The 26,607-nt window shown below is 30.2% G+C and carries 24 protein-coding genes and 1 pseudogene; 23 read left to right on the top strand and 2 right to left on the bottom strand.

Annotation, left to right across the window (positions count from 1 at the left end; genetic code table 11):
* Positions 1-16 precede the first annotated feature (16 nt).
* From ldhH to I6H46_RS01980, 16 genes and pseudogenes are all read left to right on the top strand, one after another.
* The gene (ldhH, locus tag I6H46_RS02055) at positions 17-2,176 is read left to right on the top strand and encodes an L-lactate dehydrogenase (quinone) large subunit LdhH (RefSeq protein ID WP_200226044.1); all 2,160 of its coding nucleotides are present in this window, start codon (positions 17-19) and stop codon (positions 2,174-2,176) included.
* A 2-nt stretch (positions 2,177-2,178) separates the two neighbouring features.
* Entirely contained in the window at positions 2,179-3,180 is a 1,002-nt protein-coding gene (locus tag I6H46_RS02050) for a polyprenyl synthetase family protein (RefSeq protein WP_019118715.1), read from the top strand.
* Entirely contained in the window at positions 3,180-4,100 is a 921-nt protein-coding gene (locus tag I6H46_RS02045; RefSeq protein ID WP_019118714.1) for a prenyltransferase, read from the top strand. The genes I6H46_RS02050 and I6H46_RS02045 overlap by 1 nt, the downstream gene beginning before the upstream one ends.
* Before the next feature lies 1 nt (position 4,101).
* Positions 4,102-4,785 (top strand): ubiquinone/menaquinone biosynthesis methyltransferase, encoded by a 684-nt coding sequence (locus tag I6H46_RS02040; RefSeq protein WP_019118713.1) that lies wholly within the window; start codon positions 4,102-4,104, stop codon positions 4,783-4,785.
* Positions 4,786-4,805: 20 nt separating this feature from the next.
* A complete protein-coding gene (locus I6H46_RS02035; protein ID WP_019118712.1) occupies positions 4,806-6,098 on the top strand; it encodes an FAD-dependent oxidoreductase in 1,293 nt (430 codons plus the stop codon).
* Positions 6,099-6,383 (top strand): hypothetical protein, encoded by a 285-nt coding sequence (locus I6H46_RS02030; RefSeq protein ID WP_004839456.1) that lies wholly within the window; start codon positions 6,099-6,101, stop codon positions 6,381-6,383.
* Between the two features lie 502 nt (positions 6,384-6,885).
* The gene (locus tag I6H46_RS02025; RefSeq protein ID WP_019118711.1) at positions 6,886-8,040 is read left to right on the top strand and encodes an iron-containing alcohol dehydrogenase; all 1,155 of its coding nucleotides are present in this window, start codon (positions 6,886-6,888) and stop codon (positions 8,038-8,040) included.
* A 349-nt stretch (positions 8,041-8,389) separates the two neighbouring features.
* Positions 8,390-8,593, top strand: coding sequence for a helix-turn-helix transcriptional regulator (locus I6H46_RS02020; RefSeq protein WP_019118710.1), 204 nt, complete (start codon positions 8,390-8,392; stop codon positions 8,591-8,593).
* Between the two features lie 9 nt (positions 8,594-8,602).
* Positions 8,603-9,019: a hypothetical protein gene (locus I6H46_RS02015; protein ID WP_019118709.1), complete on the top strand. Its 417-nt coding sequence runs from the start codon at positions 8,603-8,605 to the stop codon at positions 9,017-9,019.
* Between the two features lie 243 nt (positions 9,020-9,262).
* A complete protein-coding gene (tyrS, locus tag I6H46_RS02010) occupies positions 9,263-10,528 on the top strand; it encodes a tyrosine--tRNA ligase (RefSeq protein WP_019118708.1) in 1,266 nt (421 codons plus the stop codon).
* Positions 10,529-10,612: 84 nt separating this feature from the next.
* On the top strand, positions 10,613-10,822 hold the full coding sequence (locus I6H46_RS02005) for a TOBE domain-containing protein (protein WP_004839451.1): 210 nt from the start codon (positions 10,613-10,615) through the stop codon (positions 10,820-10,822).
* Between the two features lie 324 nt (positions 10,823-11,146).
* Positions 11,147-13,084, top strand: a complete 1,938-nt coding sequence (gene metG / locus I6H46_RS02000; protein ID WP_019118706.1) for a methionine--tRNA ligase — start codon at positions 11,147-11,149, stop codon at positions 13,082-13,084.
* Positions 13,084-13,850: pseudogene (locus tag I6H46_RS01995) on the top strand (TatD family hydrolase). Before metG ends, I6H46_RS01995 begins: the two are co-directional and overlap by 1 nt.
* A 5-nt stretch (positions 13,851-13,855) precedes the next feature.
* Complete coding sequence (gene rnmV / locus I6H46_RS01990) at positions 13,856-14,386, top strand: ribonuclease M5 (protein WP_019118704.1); 531 nt, start codon at positions 13,856-13,858, stop codon at positions 14,384-14,386.
* Positions 14,383-15,231: a 16S rRNA (adenine(1518)-N(6)/adenine(1519)-N(6))-dimethyltransferase RsmA gene (rsmA, locus tag I6H46_RS01985; RefSeq protein ID WP_019118703.1), complete on the top strand. Its 849-nt coding sequence runs from the start codon at positions 14,383-14,385 to the stop codon at positions 15,229-15,231. Before rnmV ends, rsmA begins: the two co-directional genes overlap by 4 nt.
* A gap of 74 nt (positions 15,232-15,305) precedes the next feature.
* Entirely contained in the window at positions 15,306-15,536 is a 231-nt protein-coding gene (locus I6H46_RS01980) for a glutaredoxin family protein (RefSeq protein ID WP_004839446.1), read from the top strand.
* A 200-nt stretch (positions 15,537-15,736) separates the two neighbouring features.
* On the opposite strand, the gene I6H46_RS01975 is transcribed toward I6H46_RS01980, so the two are convergent.
* Both I6H46_RS01975 and I6H46_RS01970 read right to left on the bottom strand, forming a co-directional pair.
* The gene (locus I6H46_RS01975) at positions 15,737-16,555 is read right to left on the bottom strand and encodes a MurR/RpiR family transcriptional regulator (RefSeq protein WP_019118702.1); all 819 of its coding nucleotides are present in this window, start codon (positions 16,553-16,555) and stop codon (positions 15,737-15,739) included.
* Positions 16,556-16,579: 24 nt separating this feature from the next.
* On the bottom strand, positions 16,580-18,085 hold the full coding sequence (locus I6H46_RS01970; protein ID WP_019118701.1) for a PTS transporter subunit EIIC: 1,506 nt from the start codon (positions 18,083-18,085) through the stop codon (positions 16,580-16,582).
* Between the two features lie 349 nt (positions 18,086-18,434).
* On the opposite strand from I6H46_RS01970, the gene ilvA reads away from it, so the two are divergent.
* The 7 genes from ilvA to I6H46_RS01935 all read left to right on the top strand — a co-directional run bounded on the left by ilvA (position 18,435) and on the right by I6H46_RS01935 (position 26,531).
* Entirely contained in the window at positions 18,435-19,619 is a 1,185-nt protein-coding gene (gene ilvA, locus I6H46_RS01965; RefSeq protein ID WP_019118699.1) for a threonine ammonia-lyase, read from the top strand.
* Positions 19,620-21,050, top strand: coding sequence for a UDP-N-acetylmuramoyl-L-alanyl-D-glutamate--2,6-diaminopimelate ligase (locus tag I6H46_RS01960; RefSeq protein WP_019118698.1), 1,431 nt, complete (start codon positions 19,620-19,622; stop codon positions 21,048-21,050).
* Positions 21,047-22,249 carry an aminoacetone oxidase family FAD-binding enzyme gene (locus I6H46_RS01955; RefSeq protein ID WP_019118697.1) on the top strand — a complete coding sequence of 401 codons (1,203 nt, stop codon included), beginning with the start codon at positions 21,047-21,049 and terminating at the stop codon, positions 22,247-22,249. Before I6H46_RS01960 ends, I6H46_RS01955 begins: the two co-directional genes overlap by 4 nt.
* A complete protein-coding gene (locus tag I6H46_RS01950) occupies positions 22,242-23,534 on the top strand; it encodes an NAD(P)H-dependent oxidoreductase (protein ID WP_019118696.1) in 1,293 nt (430 codons plus the stop codon). The genes I6H46_RS01955 and I6H46_RS01950 overlap by 8 nt, the downstream gene beginning before the upstream one ends.
* A gap of 287 nt (positions 23,535-23,821) precedes the next feature.
* Positions 23,822-24,898, top strand: coding sequence for an NAD(P)-dependent alcohol dehydrogenase (locus I6H46_RS01945; protein ID WP_019118695.1), 1,077 nt, complete (start codon positions 23,822-23,824; stop codon positions 24,896-24,898).
* Positions 24,899-25,780 carry a GTP-binding protein gene (locus tag I6H46_RS01940; RefSeq protein ID WP_019118694.1) on the top strand — a complete coding sequence of 294 codons (882 nt, stop codon included), beginning with the start codon at positions 24,899-24,901 and terminating at the stop codon, positions 25,778-25,780.
* Positions 25,781-25,862: 82 nt separating this feature from the next.
* Positions 25,863-26,531: a response regulator transcription factor gene (locus I6H46_RS01935; protein ID WP_019118693.1), complete on the top strand. Its 669-nt coding sequence runs from the start codon at positions 25,863-25,865 to the stop codon at positions 26,529-26,531.
* Positions 26,532-26,607: the final 76 nt, after the last annotated feature.

The following is a 26,607-nucleotide window of genomic DNA, read 5'->3' as shown; positions in this document are numbered from 1 at the left end:
ATAAGAGGAGATTAATATGGTTGATAATATTAGTTTAAAAGAAGAGATAAAAGATGCGTTAGACAATGCAACTTTAGGTAGAACCCTCGGAAATTTTTGTAAGACTTATCCAAAAAGAAGACTAAATTCTTATCAAGGAATTGATTTTAAAGAAACTCAACAAGCTATAAAAAGAGTAAAAACATTTGCTGCCGAGCATGTTGATGAAATGATAAGTGAATTCAAAAAGAATTGCGAGGCAAGAGGAGGACACGTTGTTGTAGTAAAAAGCAAAGAAGAAGCTTCAAAATGGGTTGAAAACTTTTTAAAAGAAAAAGACATAAAAACAGCCGTAAAATCTAAATCAATGTGTTCTGAAGAAATTCATTTTAATAAGATACTAAAAGATAATGGTGTAGATTGCCAAGAAACTGATTTGGGAGAATTTATTATTTCACTTGAAGGAAATAGCCCAGTACATATGGTTATGCCAGCCTTGCATTTAAATAAGGAACAAGTTGCAGACTATTTTTCAGAATACACTAAAACTAAACACGAACCTATAATATCTGAAGAAGTAAAAACTTCAAGAAGAGTTATGAGAGATAAGTTTAAAAATGCAGATTTAGGAGTTTCAGGAGCAAATGTTGCCGTTGCTGAAACTGGAACAGTATTTACAATGACAAATGAAGGTAATGGTAGAATGGTAGGAACTCTTCCAAAAAATCATTTGTATATATTTGGAATAGAAAAATTTGTAAATTCAATTTCTGATGCTAGATGGATTTTTAAAGCTCTCCCTCGTAATGGTACTGCTCAAAGAATTACAGCTTACTTATCATTGTATACAGGTGCTTGTGAAGTAACTACTGACAAAGAAAGTGATACAAAAGAAGAAAAAGGATTCTATTGTTTGATTATAGATGATCCAGGCAGAAGAGAAATATTGGCTCAAGAGGGTTATAGAGAAATATTTAACTGTATTAGATGTGGAGCTTGTCTTGATGTATGTCCAGCCTTTGCTTTAGTAGGAGGACACGTATACGGTTCCAATGTTTATACTGGAGGAATAGGAACGCTTTTAACTCACTTCTTAATTGATAAAGATAGAGCAAATGAAATAGAAAGTGTATGTCTACAATGTGGCAGATGTAATGAAGTTTGTGGTGGTGGACTTCCAATAGCTGAAATGATAATGAAAGTTAGAGAAGAACACGTTAAGGAAAATCCAGATCCAATAAAGAAATTTGCATTAGATGCAGTAACAGATAGGAAACTTTTCCATTCATTATTAAGAATTGCATCTATTGCTCAAGAGCCATTTACTAAGGGCGACACAATGATTAGACATCTTCCAGATTTCGTATCAGGAATGACTGGAGGAAAAGTTTTACCATCAATAGCAAAAGTTCCGCTTAGAGATATTTTTGATGAAATTGAACAAAATGTAGAAAATCAAAAAGGAACAGTGGCTTTATTTGCTGGTTGTTTACTTGATTTTGTATATGTTGATACAGCTAAATCTTTGATTAAAATCATGAACTCAATAGGATACAAAGTAGAGTTTCCTCTAGGTCAAGCTTGTTGTGGTTGTCCTGCAAGTAATATGGGTGATGTCGAAAATGCTAGAAAAGAAGCAGAAATAAATATAAAAGCCATGGATGCAGAGAAATACGATTATATTCTTCTTGCTTGTCCATCATGTACTCATCAACTTCAATCTTACAAAGATTTCTTTGAACAAGGAAGTGAAATGTATGAAAGAGCAAAAGTTTTGGGAGAAAAATGCGTAGATTTTTGTAAATTATTCCATGAAAAAGATGACAAAGTAAATGCAGGAGATGGAAAAGAAGTAAAAGTTACTTACCATGATTCATGCCATTTAAAGAGAACTTTGGGAGTTTATGAAGAACCTAGAGATTTACTTAAAAATACAGAAGGCGTAGAATTTGTTGAGATGGAAGATAGCGATAACTGCTGTGGATTTGCAGGCTCTTATAATGTTTTATATCCAGATATTTCATCAAAAATATTAAAAAACAAAATAGAAAATATCAAAAATTCTGGAGCAGATGTGGTTGCTGTGGATTGTCCAGGTTGTATGATGCAAATTAGAGGAGGACTTGAAGCAGAAGGTCTTGATATTAAGGTAAAACACACTTCAGAAATAATATCTGAAAAGAGAGGATTAATCTAAAAATGAATTTTGCAATAAGTGAATGTTTAGCAAAAGAATCAAAGCAAACTATTATAGATTATTTAATTGATAAAACACTTGTAGAAATGAGAGAAATCTTAGGAGATTACAAGCAAAGCCAAAAGCTCTATAATATTATTGAGAATACTTTGATTTCTAGCGGAAAGATGATTAGAACAAAGCTTTTGATTTATATAAGCCTGATGGGAGAAAACCAAATTTCAGATAAAATAATTAGTCAATGCGCTGCAGTAGAAATAACTCATCTTGCATCACTTATTCATGATGATATAATAGACGATTCGCTAATTAGAAGATCACATAGGTCAATCCAATCAAAATATGGCAAAGATGTAGCCGTATTTGCAGGCGACTATATGATATCTAAAGTATTTAGTTACTTGGCAAAAAAAGGACTTGTCGAAGAAATTTCTATAATATCTGACACTATTAGAGATATGTGCAATGGCGAAGTTGGTCAAAATTTAATAAAATACAGACTAGATATTAGTGAAAAAGAATATTTTGAAAATATTTGCGGAAAAACTGCTTCATTTTTTAAAACAGTTTGTTATTTTGGAGCGAAAAATGCTGGATTCAATCAAATTGATATTAATAAAATGGTTGAATTTGGAAAAAACTTAGGCTTGATGTTTCAATTGAGAGATGACATTTTAGATTTATTCTCAAGTAAAGATGAAACAGGAAAAGGAGAGTTTGTTGATGTAAAAGAAGGAGTATACACATATCCTTTATTATCCAGCATGAATGATGACAAGTATGGAGATGAAATATATAAGCTGCTTAATAAAAACAAAGAAGTAAGTCTTAATTATGACGAATTACTTACATTAAGGCAATTACTCATAGAATCAAAAGCTTGTATTTTAAGCTCAAAAAAAATCAAGGAGTTTGCCGATAAAAATAGGTTGATACTAGCAAGTCTTCCAATTAGAGAATCTGATTACTTATATAAGATTTTAGATAAGATAGAGAAGAACTAATGAAAACTTATCAAAAGATGACATTAAAAAACATAATTAATTTTGCAAATCCAAAATCATTTGTAGCATCTATTATTCCTTCGATTTTTGGGATTTTGATGCTGATAAAATCAGGATATTCCATAAGTTTATTAAGGTCTTTGGGGTTGGTTTTATCGTGTGTTTTCCTACAATCATCCGTAAATACTATAAATGATTATAGTGATTTCATAAATGGAGTAGATAGTAAGGAAGATAACTTAAAAGAATCTGATAATATTATGTTCTATAATTGTATTAGACCAGAAAGCGTTAGAAATTTAGGGCTATTTTTTCTAGCAATTGGAATTGTGTTTGGACTTTTAACTTTAGAAAGTATAAATTATAAAAGTATCATCATAGGGATAATTGGAGTAATAACGGTTTTAAATTATTCAATGGGACCTTTCCCTATTTCATATCTTCCAGTAGGAGAAGTATTTAGTGGAATAGTAATGGGAGGATTAATACCTATCGGTGTATTTAGCGTGATTTCAGAAAAAATTGATTTTACAATTATGGGATATGCAATGCCTTTTATAATAGGGATTTCATTAATTATGATGAGTAACAATTCAAGTGACATAGAGAAAGATAAAAAAGCAAATAGAAATACACTTGCTGTTGTTATGGGTAGGAAAAATATTAGAATTTTATATAAAATATTAATTATAGTGTGGTTTATATCACAATCCTATCTAGTCCTTTATTTTGGAGGGTATAAAGCTTTAATCATAGATTTAATCATATTCTTTCTAAAAAGAAAATTTATATTTAGAATTTTTACAGCAAGCCTACTTCCCCAAGATAGAGTTAGGCAAATGATGGATATAGGACTTACAAATATTTTATTAAATTTCAGTTATTTAGTAATAATAGTCATAAGTTTAATAGGAGAATAATATGGAGAAAAGCAAAAAAGTTTATGAAATATTTCAAAAAATTTCGCCATATTATGACAAGGCTAATGATAGGATAAGCCTAGGATTACAAAAAAGTTGGAAAGAAACATTAGTAAAGGATATTTTGAAAAATATCAAAAATGATGAAAAAGTATTGGATGTTTGCTGCGGAACAGGAGATATAGCAATAGAAATAGCTAAAAAGAGTGATGCAAAAGTTGTTGGTGTAGATTTTTCAGAAAATATGCTTAGGATATCAAAAGAAAAATCAAAAAAAATAAATAACATAACTTTATTAAAGGCAGATGCAAAAAATATTCCATACGAAAATTCAAAATTTGATTATGTAACGATATCTTTTGGTTTAAGAAATACAGATGATTATGAAAAAGTAATAAACGAAATGGTTAGAGTAGGAAAAAAAGGAATATATATATTAGATTCCTTTCCAGTAGAAAATAAAATTATAAAACCATTTTATAAATTATTTTTTAAATATCTAATGCCAGTCCTTGGTGGAGGTATTAGAAGATATAAAGATTATATGTGGCTATATGAATCAACGAAGAATTTTATCAGTCCAAATGAAATAATAAAAATCTGTGAAAGATTTGGAGTTGAGAATATTGAAGTAAAAAAAATGCTCTTTGGAGCTTGCGTAATGATCAAAGGGCAAAAATTATAATTCAACACATGGGGGAAACAATGAGTGAAGATAAATTTGATGTTATAATTGTAGGAGGCGGTGTTGCAGGATTATCTGCAGCTATAGTTTTAGCAGAAAATGATTTAGAAGTTATGTTGGTTGAAAGAGGAGACTATTGTGGAGCAAAAAATGTGACAGGAGGCAGGTTATATGGTCATAGTTTAGAAAAAATAATACCAAATTTTGCCGAAGAAGCTCCTATAGAAAGAAAAGTAGTAAAAGAAAAAATATCAATGATGAGTGAAAAATCATCTTTTGATATAGGATTTTCATCAAAAGCTCTTGGCAAAGATAAAGATTCATCCTATGTAGTATTACATAGTAAGTTTGACCAATACCTAGCAGATAAAGCAGAAGAAGCAGGAGTTTCAATAATAAGTGGAGTTTTAGTAGAAAAATTACTTGTAGAAGATGGAAAAGTAGTAGGTATTGATGCTACAGGAGAAGAAGTATTTGCTGATGTAGTAATAATAGCTGATGGAGTAAACTCATTACTTTCTCAACAATTAGGAATAAAAAAAGAACTAGAACCTCATCAAGTAGCAGTTGGAGCTAAAGAAGTTATTGAATTATCAGAAGAAATAATCAATGAAAGATTTAATCTAGAAAGCGATGAAGGTATGAGCTGGCTTTCATGTGGCGATCCAACTATGGGAGGATTTGGTGGAGGCTTTATTTATACAAATAAAGATTCCATATCTATCGGAGTAGTTGCAACATTATCAGATATAGGTTATGCAAATACAAAAATAAACGATTTGTTAGAAAGATTCAAAGAACACGATAATGTAGCGCCATTTATAAAAGGTGGAAAAACAATAGAATATTCAGCACATCTTGTTCCAGAAGAAGGCATTCATATGATTCCAGAATTATATGGAGATGGTTTCCTTGTAGTAGGAGATGCAGCAGGTTTTTGCGTAAACCTAGGCTATACAGTAAGAGGAATGGATTTTGCAATTGAAAGTGGTAGACTTGCAGCACTATCAATAATAGCTAGCAAAGAAAAAGAAGATTTCAGTAAAGAAAGCTTATCAATTTATAAAAAACTTTTAGAAGACAGCTTCATAATGAAAGATTTAAATACTTTCAAGGCATTCCCAACAATATTAAGCAGAAGAGAAATTTTTAAAGACTTCCCAGAAATTATTAACGATGTAGCAGAAAGAGCTTTCAAAGTAAATGGCGAAGATTCCAAAGGATTTATAATGGGAACAGTAAACGACCTTGCAAGTAGAATGAGCGCAACACAATTATCAAACTTTATTTCCGCAGTAATGGAGGCACTATAAATGAAAAGAATGAGCATAGAAGATAAATTAGGTCTTGATATATACCATACAGATGAGCATAATTCACACATCGATGTAGATACAGACTACAAAGATGAAGAAGAAATAAATAAACTTTTAATGGCATGTCCAGCAGGTTGCTACACCTATGTAGATGGAGTTTTTGGTTTCAGTCACCTTGGATGCCTAGAATGTGGAACCTGTAGAATCCTATCACATGGAAAAATTGTAAAAGATTGGAAACATCCACAAGGAGAAGTAGGAGTAACTTTTAGACAAGGCTAAAGATAAGAAAATAAGAAAAAATTAGAAAATAATTAATCCACTAATCATAAAATTCGATATAAGACTAAAAATAAAAAACAGCATTGTAAAAAAATCTGATATGTACCCTCTTTACTGGACAAACCAGTAAGGAGGGTATTTTTTATTAAATTTATAAAAGAATACATAAAAAAGAAAAATTCCAAAAGATAAAAGATACTAGACAAGATAATTAAAAAATCATTTTGATGAAAAATTGCTTAGGCTAGAAAAATATTTTGCAAAATAAAAAGTAAATAGTTTTTTAAATAAAAATTAAATTGATTAAACCAAATTGTATTAATTAGTAGATAATAATTCGAAAAAATTAATTACATTAAATAATAAATTCTGATAAATTTTAATAATGTTATTTATATAACGAAAATTATATGTTAGATAAAAATAATGTTGACATTTAGGGACGATCTCATATAATGATAGTGATAAAAGATTAACAAAGAAAATTTATAAGGAGAAAATTATGACTATTACAACATTTCAAGTTCCTAGAACTATTGTTCACGGTGTGGACAGTCTTGAATATTTAAAAAATTTAGAGGGCAAGAAAGCTGTTCTTGTTACTGGTGGACATTCTATGAAAAAATTTGGATTTTTGGATCAAGCTAAAAAATATTTGGAAGAAGCTGGTATGGAAGTTATGATTCTTGATGGTGTTGAACCTGATCCTTCTGTAAAAACTTGTCTTGAAGGCGGCAAAAAAATGGAAGAATTTGGCCCTGATTGGATTATTCCAATTGGTGGAGGTTCTGCAATGGATGCTGCAAAAGCTATGTGGATTTTCTATGAACATCCTGGATATAGTTTTGAAAAATTAGCAGCTTTTGATAACCCACCACTTAGAACAAAGGCAAAAATGGCTTGTATTCCATCAACATCAGGAACTGCTTCAGAAATTACAGCATTTTCTGTAATTACTGATACAGAAAAAGAAATCAAATATCCATTGGTTCATCCTGATTTTGTTCCAGATGTAGCAATTTGTGATCCAGTTATTGCAAGCAAAATGCCACCATTAATCACAGCTCAAACAGGAATGGACGTTATGACTCACGCAGTTGAAGCTTTCGTTTCAACAGCAGCAGATGATTATACATCTCCACTTGCAATCAGAGCAATTGAGCTTGTTTTTGGAAATCTTAAAAAAGCTTATGACAATGGCGAAGATATAGATGCAAGAGAAAAAATGCACGACGCATCAACACTTGCAGGAATGGCATTTTCAAATGCATCACTTGGAATAGTTCACTCAATGGCTCACAAAATCGGAGGAATTTTCCACTTAACACACGGAGAAGCAAATGCAATTATGCTTCCATACATCATTGATTACAATAGAAAATCAACAGATAGATATGATGAATTAGAAAAAATCCTAGGAATTGATGATATTGCAGAAGAAATCAGAAAATTAAATGCTTCTGTAGGACTTACTGCAAATATAAAAGATGGCAAAAACACTGTAATTGAAGAAGATAAATTCTTAGAAGTTTTGGATAAAATGAGTGAAAATGCATTCAAAGATGCTTGTACACTTACAAATCCAAGAGAAACATCTCCAGAAGATATTAAGAAAATCTATGAGGCTGCATATTACGGCAAAAAAATAGATTTTTAAGTTAAATAAATCCTTAAAAAATAATTACTAAAAAATATAAATCGATTAGCAAAAAACAGGAGCGAGAGTTCCTGTTTTTATTTTTTTTTATTTTGAGCTGGGAATTTTTTTCTAAAGGATTTGGTAAATAATTGGATAAAATTAATAGAAGAGATCTCTCAACCAAACGAAACGAAGTGGAGTGCGTGGAGAGATCTCTTTTGTTTTTTTGGATTTTTATTTTACTTTATCAATGAAATTAAAATTTTTATTTATTAAAATTATATTTTTTTAATTTTACAAAAATTTATTATTATGGTACTATAAATGTAACAAAAAATGTACTAAAAATGTAACCGAGGATTTTGATATGGAAGTTGAGATTGAAAATAGGATTAGAGAATTTAGGAAAGAGAAAAATCTTTCTCAGCACAAATTGGCAAAGCTTGTTGGGCTTAAAAGAAGGTCGATTATGGCTTATGAAAATAATACTATTAGTCCAAGTCTTGAAACTGCCTACAAAATTTGCAAGGTTTTGGATAAGGACATCAAAGAGGTTTTTATTTTTAAATAAGGAGAGAAAATGGGATTTTTATTTAATGATGTGAATGAATTTAGGGAAAAAATATATGAAAAATTCAAAAATACTGATTCGTATTTATTTGCTATTAAACATAATTCAACTGGCAAGGGATTTTTGAAATTATTTGTTAGTAATTTGTATAACACAGTAGATTCTTCAAGGACTTTTCTTTTGCATTTTAATGAAAAGGGGATTTATGAAAAGGAAATTTCAAATTCTACAAAAGGCGATTTTATTCTTATGCCTTGGGATGAAATTGAAGTTTTTGAAATCGTTGAAGAATCTAGAAAAGCTTTTATAAATTTTTCTCATTTGGATAAAAATATTTCTTATGAGATTGATTTTGATGGGAAAATGGCTGTTGATAATAGGAAAAATTTTGAAAATTTAATGGAAAAATCTTGGCATAGATTATAAATTTTTGATATTTTTTTGAAAAATTTGAAAAAATCAAGCAATATTGTATAATTAATTTTAAGTAAATAGGACTTATAGGATTTACAGTAGGAAAAATTTGGGATAATTTTTTTGAAATTACAAAATTCTTTGTCCAAAGTTGGCTTTCTACTTAGTGGAAGCGTGGAGTATAAAAAGAAGTGGTACCGCATCAAGATGCCTTCTTATACTCTTTTTTTGTACTTAAAAATAAAGGAGAAAAAAATGAAATTTCAATACGAAAAAGAATATGATAATGTATTTGATGAATTAAAGGATCGTGGATATTTTGAGGCTGCAACTGATGAAGAAGAGTTAGCTGAAAAATTAAAGAATGAAAAATTAACTTTTTATTGTGGCTTTGATGCAACTGCTGATTCTTTGACAGTAGGTCATCTTATCCAAATTATGGTTATGATGAGAATGCAAAATTATGGCCACAGACCAATCGCTCTTCTTGGTGGAGGAACTACAATGATTGGGGATCCTTCTGGAAGAAGTGATATGAGAATGGTTATGACAAAGGAAAAAATCAATCATAATGCTAATTGTTTTTATAAACAATTTCAAAGATTTTTGGAATTTGAAAATGAGGGAGAAGATTCTGGCGACAAGGCTATAATTGAAAATAATGCAAATTGGCTTTTAAATCTTCCTTTTATAGATTTTCTAAGAGATGTTGGATCAAATTTCCTTGTAAATGAAATGCTCAAAAAAGACGCCTACAAAAATAGGATGGACAAAGGTCTTACATTTTTTGAATTTTCATATATGCTTTTGCAATCTTACGATTTTCTAGAACTATTTAGAAGACACAATTGTACTTTGGAAATTGGTGGCTCAGACCAATGGTCAAATATAATCGGTGGTTATGATTTGATTAGAAAAAAAGAAGACGCAAAAGTTTATGGAATGACTTTCAAATTACTTACAACTGCTGATGGAGTAAAAATGGGAAAAAGTCAAAAGGGTGCTGTTTGGCTTGATGAAGAAAAAACTTCAGCCTACGAACTTTTCCAATATATGAGAAATGTTGACGACAGGGACGTAGAAAAATTCCTCTTGATGTTAACTTTCCTTCCAACTGCTGAATGTAGAAAATTGGGAAATGGCAAGGATGCAAAAGAAATAAACCACGCAAAAGAAGTTTTGGCTTATGAAATTACAAAATTAATTCACGGCGAAGAAAAAGCAAAAGAAGCCCTAGAAGCATCAAAAGCTTTGTTCTCTGGAGCTGGAGATGAATCAGCAATGCCAACAACTGAAATAGAAAAAGAAGAACTCCCAATGGGAATATTAACCCTACTTACAAAGTTAGGCTTAACAAAATCAAATTCTCAAGCAAGAGATTCAGTAAAGGGCGGTGGAGTAAGTATAAATGATGAAAAAATAACCGACCCAAGATTTGAAATAAACGAAGACTTGTTTGAAGATGGGAAAATAATTGTAAAAAAAGGCAAAAAAACCTTCCACAAAGTTACAGTAAAATAAAATCAAGCAAGGTACTATTAAAAAATTTATATCAGAAAATTTGGGGTATAATAATTTGGAAAATAAAAATTTAAGGAGAACATTATGAAAATTTCAGCTAGAAATACAATTAAAGGAAAAGTAGTAGAAGTTGTTGAAGGTGCAGTTAATGGAATTGTTAAAATCGACATAGGAAACGGAACAATTATCACATCATCTATTACAAACAACGCTATCAAAGAACTTGGTCTTGAAGAAGGCAAAGAAGCTTATGCAGTAATTAAAGCAAGCAATGTTATGGTAGCTGTTGACTAATAAATAATAAATAAGGACAAATTTGCTTTTCTAATAAAAAAACCAAGTTTGACCTATTACCAGAGTGAGCATTAAAGCTTACTCTGGTTTTTTTGTGATTTTTTTTATTTCATAATTTTCTAATTGAATCCAATAATTTTTATCTTCTAATTTAAAGTTTATATTTTCTTATAAATATTTTTTACAATTTTAATTTTAAATTCTGTTTTATATTTTGCCAATTTTTTCTTATATATTTTAAATTGGAAAAAATAGACAAAAACGCTATAATATAGGTATATATAAAAAGAAATTTAGTTTTATTAATTTTAAAAAGGAGAATTTATGGATAAAAAAGCTTATTATATAACAACGCCAATATATTATCCAAATAGCAACTTACATATTGGTAATGTTTATACTTCAGTTATTGCTGATGTTTTGAAAAGATATAAGGCACTCAGGGGATTTGATGCTTATCTTACAACTGGAACTGACGAACACGGTCAAAAAATAATGAATGCAGCTCTTTCTCATGGATCTAAACCTCAAGAATTTGTTGATAGAATTGCAGGCGAAACAAAAGTTTTACTTAAAAAACTTGATATTGATTATGATTCATTTATTAGGTCAACTGATCCAAAACACGAAGAAAATGTAAAAAATATTTTCCAATATTTGTATGATAAGGGAGATATTTACAAGGGCCATTATGACGGATATTATTGCGAATCTTGCGAATCTTATTTTACTGAAAGCCAACTTGATGATGGAAATTGTCCTGATTGTGGCAGAGGAGTTAATCATCGTAAAGAAGAATCATATTTCTTTAGACTTTCAAATTATACTGATAAATTAAAGGAACTTTTCAAAGACCATCCAGAATTTCTTGAGCCAAAATTTAGGCAAAATGAAATGTTAAATAATTTTATTGACAAAGGTCTTGAAGATCTTTCTGTATCTAGAAATACTTTTGATTGGGGAGTTGATGTTCCTTTTGACAATGAACACGTTGTTTATGTTTGGATTGACGCCTTATCTTGTTATTTGACAGCTATTGGTTATGGTCACGATATGGAAAAATTTAATAAATATTGGCCAGCTGGTGTTCATTTAATTGGAAAAGATATTGTAAGATTTCATACAATAATTTGGCCAGCACTTTTGATGGCTTTAGATATTCCACTTCCTAAAAAAGTTTTTGCTCATGGTTGGATTTTGTTTGACAATGACAAGATGAGTAAATCCAAGGGAAATATTATGTATCCAGAACCACTTGTAGAGTTGTATGGAACTGATTCTTTGAAATATTTCCTACTTCGTGAATTTAATTTTGGAGCTGATGGAAACTTCCTTTCAAAGAAATTTATGGATAGGTACAATTCTGATCTTGTAAATGATTTGGGAAACTTACTTTCAAGAACTGTTTCAATGATTTCAAAATACAATGATGGAATTATAAAAAAAGGCTTGGAAAAAGATGAAATTGATGGCGAATTGATTGCCTTGGCTGAAAAAACTTATGAAGATTTTACAAAATTAATGGACGAATTCAAGTTTAATGAGGCTTTGGAATGTTTGTGGAATCTTGTAAGAAGATCAAATAAGTATGTTGACCAAACTGAGCCATGGATTTTGGGACGTGAAGAAAAATATGACAGATTAAATACTGTTTTATACAATCTTGCCGAATCTTTAAGAATTATTGCCCAAATGCTTGAGCCTGTAATGAGAAATACAACAGAAGAAATTTTAAAACAATTGGGAGTAGAAAACCAAGGTTTTGAATCTGCTTATAAATTTGGTTTGATTAAAGAAGGAACTAAAGTTAGTAAAGGCGAAAATTTATTTAACAGACTTGATACAGAAAAAGAACTTGAAAAACTTCACGATTTAAATAACAAGCTTGTAGAAGAAAGGCTTGGAGTTAAAAAGGAAGAAAAAGAAGAGGAAAGCCAATCAAAATCACAAATTAAAATTGATGATTTTGACAAGCTTGACCTTGTTGTTGGAAAAATTTTGGAAGTGAACGACCATCCAGATGCTGACAGACTTCTTGTTTTTAAAGTTGATATTGGAAGTGAAACAAGAACAATTGTTTCAAGCATAAAAGAATTCTACAAAAAAGAAGAATTAGTTGGTAAAAATATTGCTGTAATCAAAAACCTAAAACCTGTAAAAATGAGAGGAATTTTGTCAGAAGGAATGCTTCTTGCTGCAGGAGATGAAGCAGTTTTACTTACAACAATCAAAGACTGCAAACCAGGTACGGTGATTTCTTAATGAAATTAATAGATTCACACGCCCATTTAACGAGTGATGATTTTAATGAGGACAGATCTTTTCTAATAAAGGATCTGTCTAATTTTGCCGTAAATTATGTCATAATGCCAGCTTGCGATTTAGAAGATTCTATAAAACTGTTTTAAATCTTTCAAAAAAATATGATAATTTGTATGCCCAAGTTGGTTTTCATCCAGAAAATATAGAATCATTTGATGATTCTTCTATAGAAAAATTAGAAGATTTGGCAAAAAATCCAAAAGTTGTGGCTATTGGAGAAATTGGACTTGATTATTATTGGCAAGATGACAACAAGGATGAGCAAAAAGAAATTTTTATCAAGCAGTTAGATCTTGCAAGAAAAATAAATCTTCCGGTCGTAATTCATTCCAGAGATTCAATTGACGATTGTTTGGAAATTTTAAAAGATTATTCAGATTTAAAAGTTCAAATTCACTGTTTTTCTTATTCATATATCCATCTTATGGAATGTATGAAAAGGGGATATTATATTTCAATCGGGGGAGTTGTAACTTACAAAAACGCTGACAATGAAAAAAATGCAGCCATAAATGTAGATTTGGATAAGCTCATGCTTGAAACAGACTGTCCATATCTTTCTCCAGAACCTTACAGGGGGATGAGAAATGATCCAAGAAAAATCGTGGAAGTTGCAAGAGAAATTTCAAATCTTCGTGGGATGAAATTATCAAAACTTGCAAAAAGAACAAGCAAAAATGCTATGGAATTTTTTAATATAAAGTAGGTAATATGATAAAAGAAACAATAGTAGTTGAAGGAAAAGACGATATAAGTAATATAAAATCAGCGGTCGACTGTGAGCTTATAGCGACAAACGGCCTTGCTTTTGGCAAAGATTTGATTGAAAAATTAAAAGAAATTGACAAAAGGTGTGGAATAATAATTTTTACCGATCCAGATTTTGCAGGAAAAAAAATCAGGGCAAAAATTTCCAAAGAAATTCCAAACGCTAAGCACGCCTACCTTGATAGAAAAAAAGCAATCAAAAAGGGAGATTTGGGAGTAGAAAACGCCTCAAAAGAAGATATAATTGAGGCTTTAAAAAATGCTCATGCAACAAAAAGTGAAAAAAGAGAAGAATTTACCATGAAAGACCTTTTGGACAATAATCTCACTCTTACAAACGACAGCAGAAATAGAAGGGAAAAACTTGGCGATATTTTATCCATAGGATATTTTAATTCCAAGCAACTTTTATCAAAACTAAATTCCTTTGGCATAAGTCGAGAAGAATTTGAAAGTGCGGTTGAAAAATTATGAAAAAATTATATTCACCAAAAACAATAAAAACAATCCAAGACCTTTATGGATTTAAATTTAGCAAATCTTTGGGTCAAAATTTTTTGGTAGACAAAAATTTTGTTGATAAAATTATAGATTTATCAGAAGTTTCTGGCGAAAATATTTTGGAAATTGGACCAGGAATTGGAACAATCAGCCAAGAGATTGCAAAAACTTGCAAAAAACTTGTGGTAATAGAAATAGATAAGACTTTGATCCCAATTTTAAACGATAATCTTGGCGAATTTTCAAATGTCGAAATAATAAATGCAGATATTTTAAAAACTGACCTTGAAAAAATTGCCAAAGAAAAATTTGATGGAGAAGATTTTAAAGTTGTTTCAAACTTGCCATATTATATAACAACTCCAATAATTGAAAAATTATTTGAAGAAAATCTTTCATGCAAGGACATGACTATTATGGTTCAAAAAGAAGTGGCAGATAGGATGAAAGCAGATGAAAAAAGCAAGGACTATTCATCGCTTTCAGTTTTTATAAAATATTATGCAGAAATTACTGGGCAATTTAAAGTCCCAAAATCAGTTTTTATGCCCCAACCAAAAATAGATTCCCAAGTATTAAAATTAAAATTGAGATTGTATGATAAAAATGTTGATACAAACACCCTATTTAACATAGTAAGAGCAGGTTTCAATAAAAGAAGAAAAACTATCCTAAATTCCCTATCAAGCGTGATAGAAAAAGAAAATTTAAAAGAAATATTGGGAAAATTAGACTTAAAAGAAAATCTCAGAGCAGAAAATCTTTCCCTTGACGATTTTATAAAAATAGCCAATGAATTTGAAAAAATAAAAGGGTAGATTGAAAGAGATTATCATTTGAGTATAATAATGATGTTAGAAAAATAGATTTATAAAAAAAGATTGGAGAAAATATGAAAAAAGTAACAATTTACACATCAAACACCTGCCCACATTGTAAGGCAGCAAAAAATTATTTAAAAGAAAATAATATAGATTTTGAAGAAAAAAACGTAGACGAAGATAGAAGCGCAATCGACTATCTAGTAGAAAATGGCCACAGAGGAGTTCCGGTAATAAATATAGACGGAGAAGACATTGTAGGCTTTAACAAAGAAGTAGTAGATGAAAAATTAGGATTATAAAACAAAAACCCATCTTAGACCTTTTGAGATTTCTCTTTGGTCGGATGGGTTTTACTTTGTTTGGGCTAATTATTAGATGGATTTAATTAAGTAAGGCTAGACAATTAAATTAGAGTATTAGCTTACTTGATTTACCAATATTAATAACTTTATCTAAATACTATCAGCAATTTATTCCACAAAAAAAGTGAGCTTATAGCTCACTTTTTGTCTTCTTCTAAGGCATCTATTGTTTTTTTGTGGAGAAGTTTTCTGTAATCATCTTCTAGATTATTTTTTATGATTTTATTGTAGCAAAAATCCATAAAAACTAGAACTGGAAATTGTGGGGAGATTATATTTCCGCCTCTCAAATCTTCTATTGTTGGGATAATTACTTTTTCGTCCACAAATGAAAAATTATCTTTTGAATTTGATGTTACAAGAATTGTTTTTGCGCCATTTTCTTTGGCTTGTTTTAGGGCGAAAAGAACGGATTCTTTGTTGGCTGAAAGGCTTATGCCAATAAGCAGAGAATTTTCTTTTTGAAAAACTGCCCTCATTCTCATTTCATCTTGATAATCTATTGCCATTACTAAAATTCCAAGCCTTGTAAGCCTTGATTGCATTTCTCTTGCTACAAGTCCCGAACTTCCTATTCCCACAAACAATACTGATTTTGATTTTATAATCAAATCTGCTATTCTATCAATTTGTTCGTTGTCGATAAGGGATGGAAACATATTTAAAATTCTTCCGTAAGTGTTTAAAACTTCTTCTACATTAAATGAAGATTTGGAAATTCCTTTTAAAAATCCTTCTTCATACCTGTAAATAAATTCTCTATATCCCTTAAAACCACATTTTTGTGAAAATCTTGTTATGGATGATTCGGAAACGTGGAGTTTGTTTTTGATATTTTTTATTGAAAAATCTTCCTTGTGTTTATTTTTTATAAAATAATCGGCAATTAGTTTTTCAACTTCTGTAAATTTATCATAACTATCAACTATAGCAACAATGGCGGAATTTTTTATCATGGCTACCTCTTTTATTGAAATCTTCTAATCAACTACTCCAAGTATATCATTAATTTCGTTTTTATATAAGACTGCCTTTGCTCCATAGATTACTTGAACTCCTCCTGGAACGTCAAGAACTCCTGTTGCCCCTGTTTGTTTTAAAATATTTTTATCAACAATTTTTGGATCTTTTAAATTTACTCTTAGTCTTGTTATACAAGCGTCAACATCAATTATATTTTCACTTCCACCAAGTGCATCTAAAATAACAAGAGCTTCTTCGTAAAGATTTGAATTTGAATCTTTTTTATTATCTTTTTCTTCCAAAACTTCATCATCGCCTCTTCCTGGTGTCATTATATTAAATTTCTTTATTAAGAAAGAGAATGAGAAGTAGTAAAGAGCTGCCCAGATTAATCCAAATGGAATTTCTAATAACCAGTGAGTCTTTTCATTTCCTTGAAGTACACCAAATAAAATAAAGTCAATTACTCCACCAGAAAATGTATTTCCAATATTTATATTTAATAAATCAGCAATTAAGAATGATAAACCATCCAAGAATGAATGGAAAACATATAAAAGTGGTTGAACGAAAAGGAACATATATTCAAGAGGCTCTGTAATTCCTGTAATAAATGAAGTTAAAGCAACTCCCAAAAATAATCCCTTTAATTTTTTCTTGTTTTCTTCTTTTGCATTTTTGTACATGGCAAGGGCTGCTGCAGGCAAACCAAACATCATTGTTGAAAATCTTCCTGCAAAAAATCTTGTACCTTCAGTAAATAATCCAACGTGATTTGGATCAGCTAATTGAGCAAAAAATATTTTTTGAGCACCAACAATTTGCTCTCCAGCAACCATTTCCACACCACCAAGTTCTGTATACCAAAACATTGGATAAATCATGTGATGAAGACCGACTGCTCCAGATAATCTCATTAGCATTCCATATAAAAATGTTCCAAAAACGCCAAGTTTTGCAATTGATTTTCCAGCAGAAATTAATAAGTGTTGGAAAGGTGGCCAAACTATAAAGAAAAATACTCCGACAATAATTGCAACAAAAGATGTAACTATAGGAACAAATCTTGAACCACCAAAAAATCCTAGAACTTGTGGCAATTGAATATTGTAATAATTATTATGAAGATAAACTGCAATAAGACCAATAACCAAAGCACCAACAACACCAGTATCAATTGGATCTCCGTCAGGATTAAAAATTGAAAGAAGAGTTGATATAGTTGCATTCATTACCAAAAATCCAACGGCACCAGCAAGAGCTGCAACTCCTTTTTCCCTGTTTGCAAGACCAACCATAATACCAATACATAAAAGCATGGCAAGATTTGCAAAAATTATATTTCCAGCACCAGCCATAACCTTAAAAATAGTTTGTAAAACACTATTTGCTAAAAAAGGATAGGCATCAATTGTAGCTTGTGATGAAAAAGCACCACCAATTCCTAAAAGTAAACCTGCGGCAGGCAACAATGCTATCGGTAGCATAAAAGCCTTGCCGACTTTTTGTAAATACTTAAACATAAGTCCTCCTTAACTAATTACTTTATTCAATTATATAAGAAGAAAAAATGTTTTCAATATAAGCAAAAAATGAACTTTGTTTCAAAAAAAATTGATAAAATTCATAAAACGATGAAAGTACTTTCAAAAAAATTATTTTCAAAATATTAGAAATAAATTTTTTGAAAATAAATAAAAACGTTTTTTAATATTTTTTCTATAAAAAGATTAGAAATAAATAAAAAATAAGTAAGACTAAGCTTGAAAATTCAATATTGATTTTATTTGTCAAAATTTTCGATTTATTTTATAGAAAAACATTCTTATTTCCTTTTTCTTGTGATATAATTTAAGCAAAAGGAGGCATTTTATGTTTGATTTTAAAAGTGCAAAAAAAAGAGTAGACGAAGCTATTAACCCAACCCACATGTTTTATTCTGAAATTTTTTCAGATTTATCAAAAAACAATGTGTACATTAAACCAGAAAATTTACAAAAAACTGGTTCTTTTAAATTGAGGGGAGCTTATAACAAGATTTCAAAAATGGATGAAGAATCAAAATCCGTTGGAATCGTAACCGCATCAGCTGGAAACCACGCCCAAGGTGTAGCATTTTCTGCAAATCATCAAGGCATAAAGGCAATTGTTTGTATGCCAGAAACAACTCCAATGATTAAAGTTGATGGAACTTTAAAATATGGAGCTGAAGTTGATCTTCACGGACAAACTTTTGACGAAACAAATACATACGCTCAACAACTTGCCAAAGAAAAAGGATATACTTTTATTCCTCCATACGATGATGAAGATGTAATTGAAGGACAAGGAACAATTGCTCTTGAAATTTTAGAAAGTTTACAAGAAGCTGACTACATATTAGTACCAATCGGTGGCGGTGGACTTGTTTCTGGTATTGCAAAATGTGCAAAAGAAATGAAACCAGAAATCAAAATAGTTGGTGTAGAACCAGCAAATGCTGCATCAATGCAAGCTGCTATGGAAAAAGGTGGCCCAATTACATTAGATTCTGCTGATACAATCGCAGATGGAACTGCTGTTGCAAGAGTTGGAGATATTACTTACGAAATTTGCAAGGAAAATGTTGATGAATATATTTCTGTAACAGAAGAAGAAATCATGGTAGCCTTGACTACTTTGATGGAAAAACATAAACTAGTAGCAGAGCCTTCAGGAGCATTAAGTCTTGCTGCAAGTAAAAAACTTGGTTGCAAAAATAAAAATGTTGTTTGCGTAATCAGTGGTGGAAATATTGATATGTCATTTATTTCTCAATTAATTCACAAGGGACTTTATGAAGATGGAAGAATTGCAAGATTTACAGTTGAACTTCAAAATGCACCTGGAAAGCTTAGAGATCTTCTTGATGTTATAGCTTACACAAAAGCAAATATTGTTGAGGTACTTCACGATAGCCTTGCAGCAACTAGCAGATATAAAAATATCCAAGTTGAAATAACCCTTGAAACAAATGGAAAAGACCATATCAGGAAGATTAAAGAATTACTTACTGAGAAAGGATACAATATTCATTAAATGAAATTAGAAAAGATACTAAAAGAAATTTCCTACATTTCAAAAAATATTCAAAATGATAGAGAAATTGTAGGAGTTTCTTCAAATTCAAAAGAAATTAAAAAAGATTTTATATTTGTAGCGATAAGAGGATTTGAATTCGATGGACATAATTATATAGAAAATGCCCTAGAGAATGGAGCATCAACTATAGTCTATACAAATGATGACGTTGAATTTAAAAATGGAATAAATTATATAAAAGTTGAAGATGCAAGATTAGCTCTTGCAAAAATTTCAAATTTCTTATCAGATTTTCCATCAAAATCATTTAGAATGATTGGAGTTACAGGAACAAATGGGAAAACTACAACTGCAAATATAATCTCATTTCTTTTGAACAAACTGGGAGAGCCTTGTGCAAATATTGGTACAGATGGAGCTTTTTTTAACGGCAAAACTTTACCAACTGAGCATACGACACCAGAAATTACAGATATAAACTATATTTTAAATGAAGTCAAAAAAGATGGAATTAAAAATGTAGTTATGGAAACATCATCTCATGGTTTGTGCCTAAAAAGAAATTATGGAATAGCTTATGAGTATGGAGTTTTCACAAATTTATCTCCAGAACACATGGACTACCATAAAACTATGGATAACTATTTCAAGGCAAAAATGATTTTATTAAATCATTCCAAAAAACAAGTCGTAAATTTAGATGACGATTATGGTAAAAAAGCCAAAGAAATTTTCAAAGATGCCCTTACAATTTCTATAAACGAAGATTCAGCCTATAAGGCAGAAAATATAAAAAGAGTAGATTTGGGACTTGAATTTTTTGTAAATGGTGTTAAATTTCACTTAAAAAGATTTGGAATGTATGACATTTACAACGCCCTTTGTGGTATAACAATTGCAAATGACCTTGGTTTTGATTTGGAAGAAATTTCTAAAGCCTTGGAAGGATTTAAGGGAGTAAAATCAAGATTTGAATTTATAGAAAATGACCTTGGAATAAATATAGTAGTAGATTTTGCCCACACAACAACATCTTTTGAAAGTCTTTATAAAGATTTGCCAAAAGATAGAAAAAAATTTGCAGTGTACGGAATAAGTGGAGATAGGACTCCTGATATTAGAAGAGGTCTTGGTAGAATATCTGCAAAATATGATATATTTTCTGTAATAACAACCGATGATCCTAAATTTGATACCTTTGAAAATATTTCAAATCAAATTAAAGAAGGAGTCGAAGAAAATAATGGGGAATGCATTATTATAAGAAATCGAAAAGAAGCTATAAAGTATGCTATAAGTCATGCAAAAAAAGGGGATTTTGTTTTTATGCTTGGCAAGGGCGAAGAAGATTTCTTAAAATTAAAAGCAAATATTAAAACCTACTACAACGAAAAAGAAACCATAAGGGAAGTTCTAGAAGAATTATGAGAATTTTTGTAATAGGAGCAGGGGTAAGTTCGCTTGCCTTCTGCTCTTTTTTAGATAATAAAAATATAACAGTATTAGATTCAAACAAAGACAGTGGAAGAAAACTCCTTGCCACAGGAAACGGTAGGTGTAATTTTACAAATTTAAAGCTTTCCTATGAAAATTTTTATTCACAAGAAAAAGATTTTGTAAATTATTCTTTGGATAATTTTTCCAACAATGACTTATTAGAATATTTTGAATATTTGGGAATAGAATGGACAAATTTGCCATCAGGAAGATGCTATCCAAAAACAATGAGCTCACAGACTGTAAAAGATGCTCTCATGATGAGGGCAAATGAAAATGCAAAATTTATTTTTGACCAAAAAGTTTTGGACATTGATTTTAACAAAAAATTAATCATAACAGAAAAAAATAAATACAAGTACGACCTTCTTGTGATTGCATCTGGTGGAAAAACTTTAAAAAATTCGGGTTCTGATGGTTCTATTTTTAAAATTTTAGAAAAACATACAAAAATCGAAGATATGACTTTTGGAATAACAAATTTTAAGGCGAAAAATCCCTTGTCCAAAAAAGCTAAGGGTGTTAAGGTAAATGCTAAAGCAAGTTTGAAAGTAGATGGAAAATTTATAAAATCATCAACTGATGATGTGATTTTTCAAACTTATGGCCTTACAGGAACTGCGATTTTGGATCTTTCAAATTTAATTTCTCTTGCCTTAAAAGATGGTAAAAAAGTTAGTCTTGACATTGACTTTTATCCAGAGTATAAAAAAGATGGACTTTTAAAGAAATTAGAAGAAAAGTCAAAGAGATTTCCTAATAGAAATATCGAAGAATTATTAATTGGGAATTTAGATAAAAAACTCATAATTGATATATTAAAAAGGATTAAAATAAATCCTGGTAAAAAAAATATTTCAAGAAATGATTTAGAAAAAATTTCAAATATTTTGAAAAATCTTCCTTTTGATATTATGGATATAAATGACAAGAACAATGCCCAAGTGACTTTGGGAGGAGTATCTTGTAAGGAAATCGACAAAAAAACCATGAAATCTTTAAAAATTAAAGATTGTTATTTTATAGGAGAGGTTATGGATGTTGCTGGAGATTGCGGTGGATATAATATTCAATGGGCATTCTCATCAGCAAAAACTGCCTCAGAGGATATAAGGAGATTAAATGTTTAAGATAAATAGAAAGCTAAAAGAATTAAAACACAATGGAGAAAGAATTTCTTTGGCGATAATTGGTTGTGGAAAAATGGGAGCAAGTCTTATAAATCAATTGGGAGATATTGATGCAATAGAAGTTTCTCTTGTAATAGAACACACACCACAAAAAGCAAAAATTGCCCTAATTGATTCAGGAATTTCTGAAGATAAAATTATAAACACAGATTCTTATGACGAAGCCTATGAGGCTTTGAACAAGGGTTTTGTTGTAGTAAGTTCAAATTATAGACTTGCTTACAAACTTTTACAAATTACAGCCGTAGTTGATGCAACAGGAAATCCACCATTTGGAGCAGAGCTTGCAGCAAAATCAATTCAATATCATAAGCATTTTATTACACTTAATGTAGAATGTGATGCAGTTGTTGGACCAATTCTTTACGATATGGCAAAAAAAGCTGGAGTTGTTTATACAGGAATTGCAGGAGATGAACCAGGCTCAATAATAGATTTGTGCGATTTTGCTTATGGAATTGGCCTTGAGATTTTGGTTGCAGCAAAAGGAAAAAATAATCCATTAGATAACTATGCAAATGCAGAGATTTTAAAAGACCAAGCAAAAGAAAAAGGACTTTCTCCAAGAATGCTAACAAGTTTTGTCGATGGAACAAATACAATGATAGAATTAAATTCAGTTTGTAACTGCCTTGGATTTTTGCCAGATACATTTGGCTGTCATGGAATTGCTACAAGCCCAGAAACTGCCGTAGAAGATTTTAAATTAAAAGAAGACGGTGGAGTTTTATCATCTTACAAAACAGTAGAATTTTCTCCAGGCATGGCGCCAGGAGTATTTCTAATTGTAACAAGCGACAAAAAAGAAGTAAGAGATTTGATGAAATTTTTAGGCTTTGGAGATGGCCCAAACTATTTATTATTTAGACCATACCACCTAACAAGTCTTGAAACGCCAATTACAATCTACAATGCAGTTTTAGAAAATGAGCCAACAATAGCTCCACTTCATGGACAAGTTGCCGATACAGTTTCAGTTGCAAAAAGAGATATAAAAAAGGGAGAATATCTAGAGGGAATAGGATCAGATAAGGTATTTGGAAAATTAACCGACCACACAAGATCAATAAAAGAAGATCTACTTCCAATTGCCCTAATCACAGAAAAAACAAAAGCAATAGTAGATATTCCAAAAGATACAGTAATAAATTTATCAATGATAGAACTTGACGAAGAAGCAACAATAACAAAATTAAGAAGAAGACAAAATTCAATGAAATTATAGAAAATAAGACTGCAAACGCAGTCTTATTTTTTTGCTCTTTTTAATCTGCAATTATTTTTTTATAGGAAAAATTTTAAAAATAATTTAAAAATTAAAAATAAAAATTTGATTTGTGAAAATTTAATTTTATTATGATAGTATTATGAATTAGTTTAAAGTTATGGTTTTCATCAAAATTTAAAATAGAAAAATAAAATGATAAATGATTGACAAGTATTGAAAGATAAATTAAAATTAAATTGTAAATAAAACATAGAATAAAAAAAATAAAAAATAAGGAGGACTCTATGAAAGGGTTTGCGATGTTGGGAATTGGTAAGACAGGTTGGATTGAAAAACCAGAACCAGAAATGGGACCATTAGATGCGCTTGTTAAACCAATAGCTTTAGCTCCATGTAGCTCAGATATTCACACAGTTTGGGAAGGAGCTATCGGAGATAGACACGATATGATTTTAGGTCATGAGGCTGCAGGAGAAATTGTAAAAGTTGGAGAATTAGTTAAAGATTTTAAACCAGGGGACAGGGTTTTGGTTCCAGCTATTACTCCAGATTGGTCATCTCTTGAAAGTCAAGCAGGATTTCCAATGCATTCAGGCGGAATGCTTGCTGGATGGAAATTTTCAAACTTTAAAGACGGTGTATTTGGTGAAGTTTTCCATGTAAATGATGCTGATGCTAACCTTGCTTTAATTCCTGAAGGAGTAGATCCAGTTTTAGCTCCAATGTTATCAGACATGGTTACAACAGGATTCCACGGAGTTGAACAAGCTGACGTTCAATTTGGAGATGAAGTTTTAGTAGTAGGAATTGGGCCAGTTGGTTTAATGTCAGTTGCAGGAGCTAACCTAAGAGGAGCAAGTAGAATTTATGCAGTAGGAACTCGTCCAAATTGCGTTGAAGCTGCTAAATTTTATGGAGCAACAGATATAATTTCTTACAAAGACGGATCAATTTCTGAACAAGTTTTAAAACTTACAAATGGTAAGGGCGTTGATAGAGTTATAATTGCTGGTGGAACAGTTGATACTTTTGAAGAAGCAATCAAAGCTATGAAACCAGGTGCAAAAATTGGTAATGTAAACTACCTTGACGGAGGAGAATATATCAAAATTCCTAGAGTTGAATGGGGAGTTGGAATGGGCCACAAGGCAATTAATGGAGGCCTAACACCAGGTGGAAGACTCAGAATGGAAAAACTTGCTAAACTTGTTTCTTGTGGAAAATTAGATCTTTCAAAACTTGTTACCCATAAATTCAACGGATTTGAAAATGTTGAAAAAGCATTATACTTAATGAAAGATAAACCAAAAGATTTAATTAAACCAGTTGTAATTGTAGCAGAAGATTTAATGGAAGATTAGATGAAAATAATAATAGTATCAGGATTTTTGGGAAGTGGAAAAACAACCTTTATAGAAAAATTGTCAAAAAAATTGGATGATGCAGTAATTTTAGAAAATGATTATGCCAAGGCAAATGTAGATAAAGACTTATTAAAAAATACAGGAAAAGAAATTTTATCCTTGGAAGAAGGATGTATTTGTTGTTCAAAACAAAAAGATTTTGCAACAACGGTTATGAGTATAGAAAATACAATAAATCCAGAATATTTGATAATAGAGCCAACAGGTTTGGGCTATCTTTCTAAAATAATTGAAAATATTAGTCCAATTGAATATGAAAAAATTAAAATTTTAAAACCAATAGCCATAGTTGACTATTACAGTATAGATAAGATTATGGGAGAATATAAAGAACTTTTCCTAGATCAAATCCAAAATTCATCCTATATACTATTATCAAAAACTGAAAATATAAGTACAGAAAAAATCGAAAAAGAAGTAAAAAAACTTGAAGACTTAACAAAAGCAAAAGTTTTTACCAGCCACTACAATGATTTTGACAAAAAAGAATGGGACTCTCTTATTGGGGAATATGATAAGGAATCTCTAATAAGAGGGGACTATAAACATTTACACCTTGATAATTTGGTATATGAAAATGTAGTTTTCAAAGATTTCAATGAACTTGGGACAAATTTCAATGCAGTTTGCCAAAATAGGTTTGGAAAATTAATTAGGGCAAAAGGTCTTGTAAATGTAGAAAATAAAAAAGTTAAAGTTGATGTTGTCGATAATAAATTTTCAGTAGAAAAATACGAAGGAGAATCTTTTACAAATTCTTTGATATTTATTGGAGAAAAATTAGAAGAAAAATCTTTTGATATACTTTTTAAAAAATAATTAAAAGAAGCCCAGCGGCTTCTTTTTTTGTGAAAATTTTCAAAAACTAAAAAATCTATTATAATAATTTTAAGGAGTTATTATGGATATATTTATTGTTGAAGATGATAAAAAAATTTGTGAGGAGCTTTGTTTTCAGCTTGAGCTTTTGGGATATAAGTGTTTTGTTCCAAATGATTTTTCTAATATTTTGGATGAATTTCAAAAAAGAGATTATAAGCTTGTTTTGATGGATTTGAAACTTCCTTTTGAAAATGGATTTTATTGGTGTGAGAAAATTAGGGAAATTTCAAATCTTCCTATAATTTTTCTAACCAGTGCGGCTGATGATATAAATTTAATTAATGCTATAAATTATGGGGCAGATGATTTTATTTCAAAGCCTTTTTCTATGCAAGTTTTAAATATGAAAATCAAGGCCCTTCTTAGAAGGTCTTATGATTTTTCTGGGAAAAATTTAAACCTTTCTTATAAAAATATTTCTTTGATTAAGGATAAGATGATTTTAAAAATTAATGACAAGGAAATAAATCTTTCTAAAAATGAATTTTTGATTTTGGAAATCCTTATGGAAAAACCTGAAAAAATTATTTCGAGAGAAGCTATTATGGATAAACTTTGGGCGACTGATTCTTTTATTGATGATAATACTTTGACTGTAAATATCAACAGGCTTAGGAAAAAATTGAAAAATCTTTCTTTAGATGATTTTATTCAAACAAAAAAGGGAGTGGGATATTTTATAAAATGAAAAATTTTAAATTATTTTTTAGCATTAATAGGGCTTATATTTTCTCCTTTTTTATTTTTCTTATCTCATCTTTAAT

The sequence above is a fragment of the Anaerococcus obesiensis genome, from assembly GCF_016599815.1.
Taxonomy (GTDB): Bacteria; Bacillota; Clostridia; order Tissierellales; family Peptoniphilaceae; genus Anaerococcus; species Anaerococcus vaginalis.
The sequence above is the reverse complement of the archived record's forward strand: the minus strand, read 5'-3'. Positions and strand labels throughout refer to the sequence as shown.

Excerpts from the sequence above, each read along its gene's own strand:
- ldhH (WP_200226044.1), top strand. The coding sequence starts at position 17 with ATGGTTGATAATATTAGTTTAAAAGAAGAGATAAAAGATGCGTTAGAC.
- I6H46_RS02050 (WP_019118715.1), top strand. The coding sequence starts at position 2,179 with ATGAATTTTGCAATAAGTGAATGTTTAGCAAAAGAATCAAAGCAAACT.
- I6H46_RS02045 (WP_019118714.1), top strand. The coding sequence starts at position 3,180 with ATGAAAACTTATCAAAAGATGACATTAAAAAACATAATTAATTTTGCA.
- I6H46_RS02040 (WP_019118713.1), top strand. The coding sequence starts at position 4,102 with ATGGAGAAAAGCAAAAAAGTTTATGAAATATTTCAAAAAATTTCGCCA.
- I6H46_RS02035 (WP_019118712.1), top strand. The coding sequence starts at position 4,806 with ATGAGTGAAGATAAATTTGATGTTATAATTGTAGGAGGCGGTGTTGCA.
- I6H46_RS02030 (WP_004839456.1), top strand. The coding sequence starts at position 6,099 with ATGAAAAGAATGAGCATAGAAGATAAATTAGGTCTTGATATATACCAT.
- I6H46_RS02025 (WP_019118711.1), top strand. The coding sequence starts at position 6,886 with ATGACTATTACAACATTTCAAGTTCCTAGAACTATTGTTCACGGTGTG.
- I6H46_RS02020 (WP_019118710.1), top strand. The coding sequence starts at position 8,390 with ATGGAAGTTGAGATTGAAAATAGGATTAGAGAATTTAGGAAAGAGAAA.
- I6H46_RS02015 (WP_019118709.1), top strand. The coding sequence starts at position 8,603 with ATGGGATTTTTATTTAATGATGTGAATGAATTTAGGGAAAAAATATAT.
- tyrS (WP_019118708.1), top strand. The coding sequence starts at position 9,263 with ATGAAATTTCAATACGAAAAAGAATATGATAATGTATTTGATGAATTA.
- I6H46_RS02005 (WP_004839451.1), top strand. The coding sequence starts at position 10,613 with ATGAAAATTTCAGCTAGAAATACAATTAAAGGAAAAGTAGTAGAAGTT.
- metG (WP_019118706.1), top strand. The coding sequence starts at position 11,147 with ATGGATAAAAAAGCTTATTATATAACAACGCCAATATATTATCCAAAT.
- rnmV (WP_019118704.1), top strand. The coding sequence starts at position 13,856 with ATGATAAAAGAAACAATAGTAGTTGAAGGAAAAGACGATATAAGTAAT.
- rsmA (WP_019118703.1), top strand. The coding sequence starts at position 14,383 with ATGAAAAAATTATATTCACCAAAAACAATAAAAACAATCCAAGACCTT.
- I6H46_RS01980 (WP_004839446.1), top strand. The coding sequence starts at position 15,306 with ATGAAAAAAGTAACAATTTACACATCAAACACCTGCCCACATTGTAAG.
- I6H46_RS01975 (WP_019118702.1), bottom strand. The coding sequence starts at position 16,555 with ATGATAAAAAATTCCGCCATTGTTGCTATAGTTGATAGTTATGATAAA.
- I6H46_RS01970 (WP_019118701.1), bottom strand. The coding sequence starts at position 18,085 with ATGTTTAAGTATTTACAAAAAGTCGGCAAGGCTTTTATGCTACCGATA.
- ilvA (WP_019118699.1), top strand. The coding sequence starts at position 18,435 with ATGTTTGATTTTAAAAGTGCAAAAAAAAGAGTAGACGAAGCTATTAAC.
- I6H46_RS01960 (WP_019118698.1), top strand. The coding sequence starts at position 19,620 with ATGAAATTAGAAAAGATACTAAAAGAAATTTCCTACATTTCAAAAAAT.
- I6H46_RS01955 (WP_019118697.1), top strand. The coding sequence starts at position 21,047 with ATGAGAATTTTTGTAATAGGAGCAGGGGTAAGTTCGCTTGCCTTCTGC.
- I6H46_RS01950 (WP_019118696.1), top strand. The coding sequence starts at position 22,242 with ATGTTTAAGATAAATAGAAAGCTAAAAGAATTAAAACACAATGGAGAA.
- I6H46_RS01945 (WP_019118695.1), top strand. The coding sequence starts at position 23,822 with ATGAAAGGGTTTGCGATGTTGGGAATTGGTAAGACAGGTTGGATTGAA.
- I6H46_RS01940 (WP_019118694.1), top strand. The coding sequence starts at position 24,899 with ATGAAAATAATAATAGTATCAGGATTTTTGGGAAGTGGAAAAACAACC.
- I6H46_RS01935 (WP_019118693.1), top strand. The coding sequence starts at position 25,863 with ATGGATATATTTATTGTTGAAGATGATAAAAAAATTTGTGAGGAGCTT.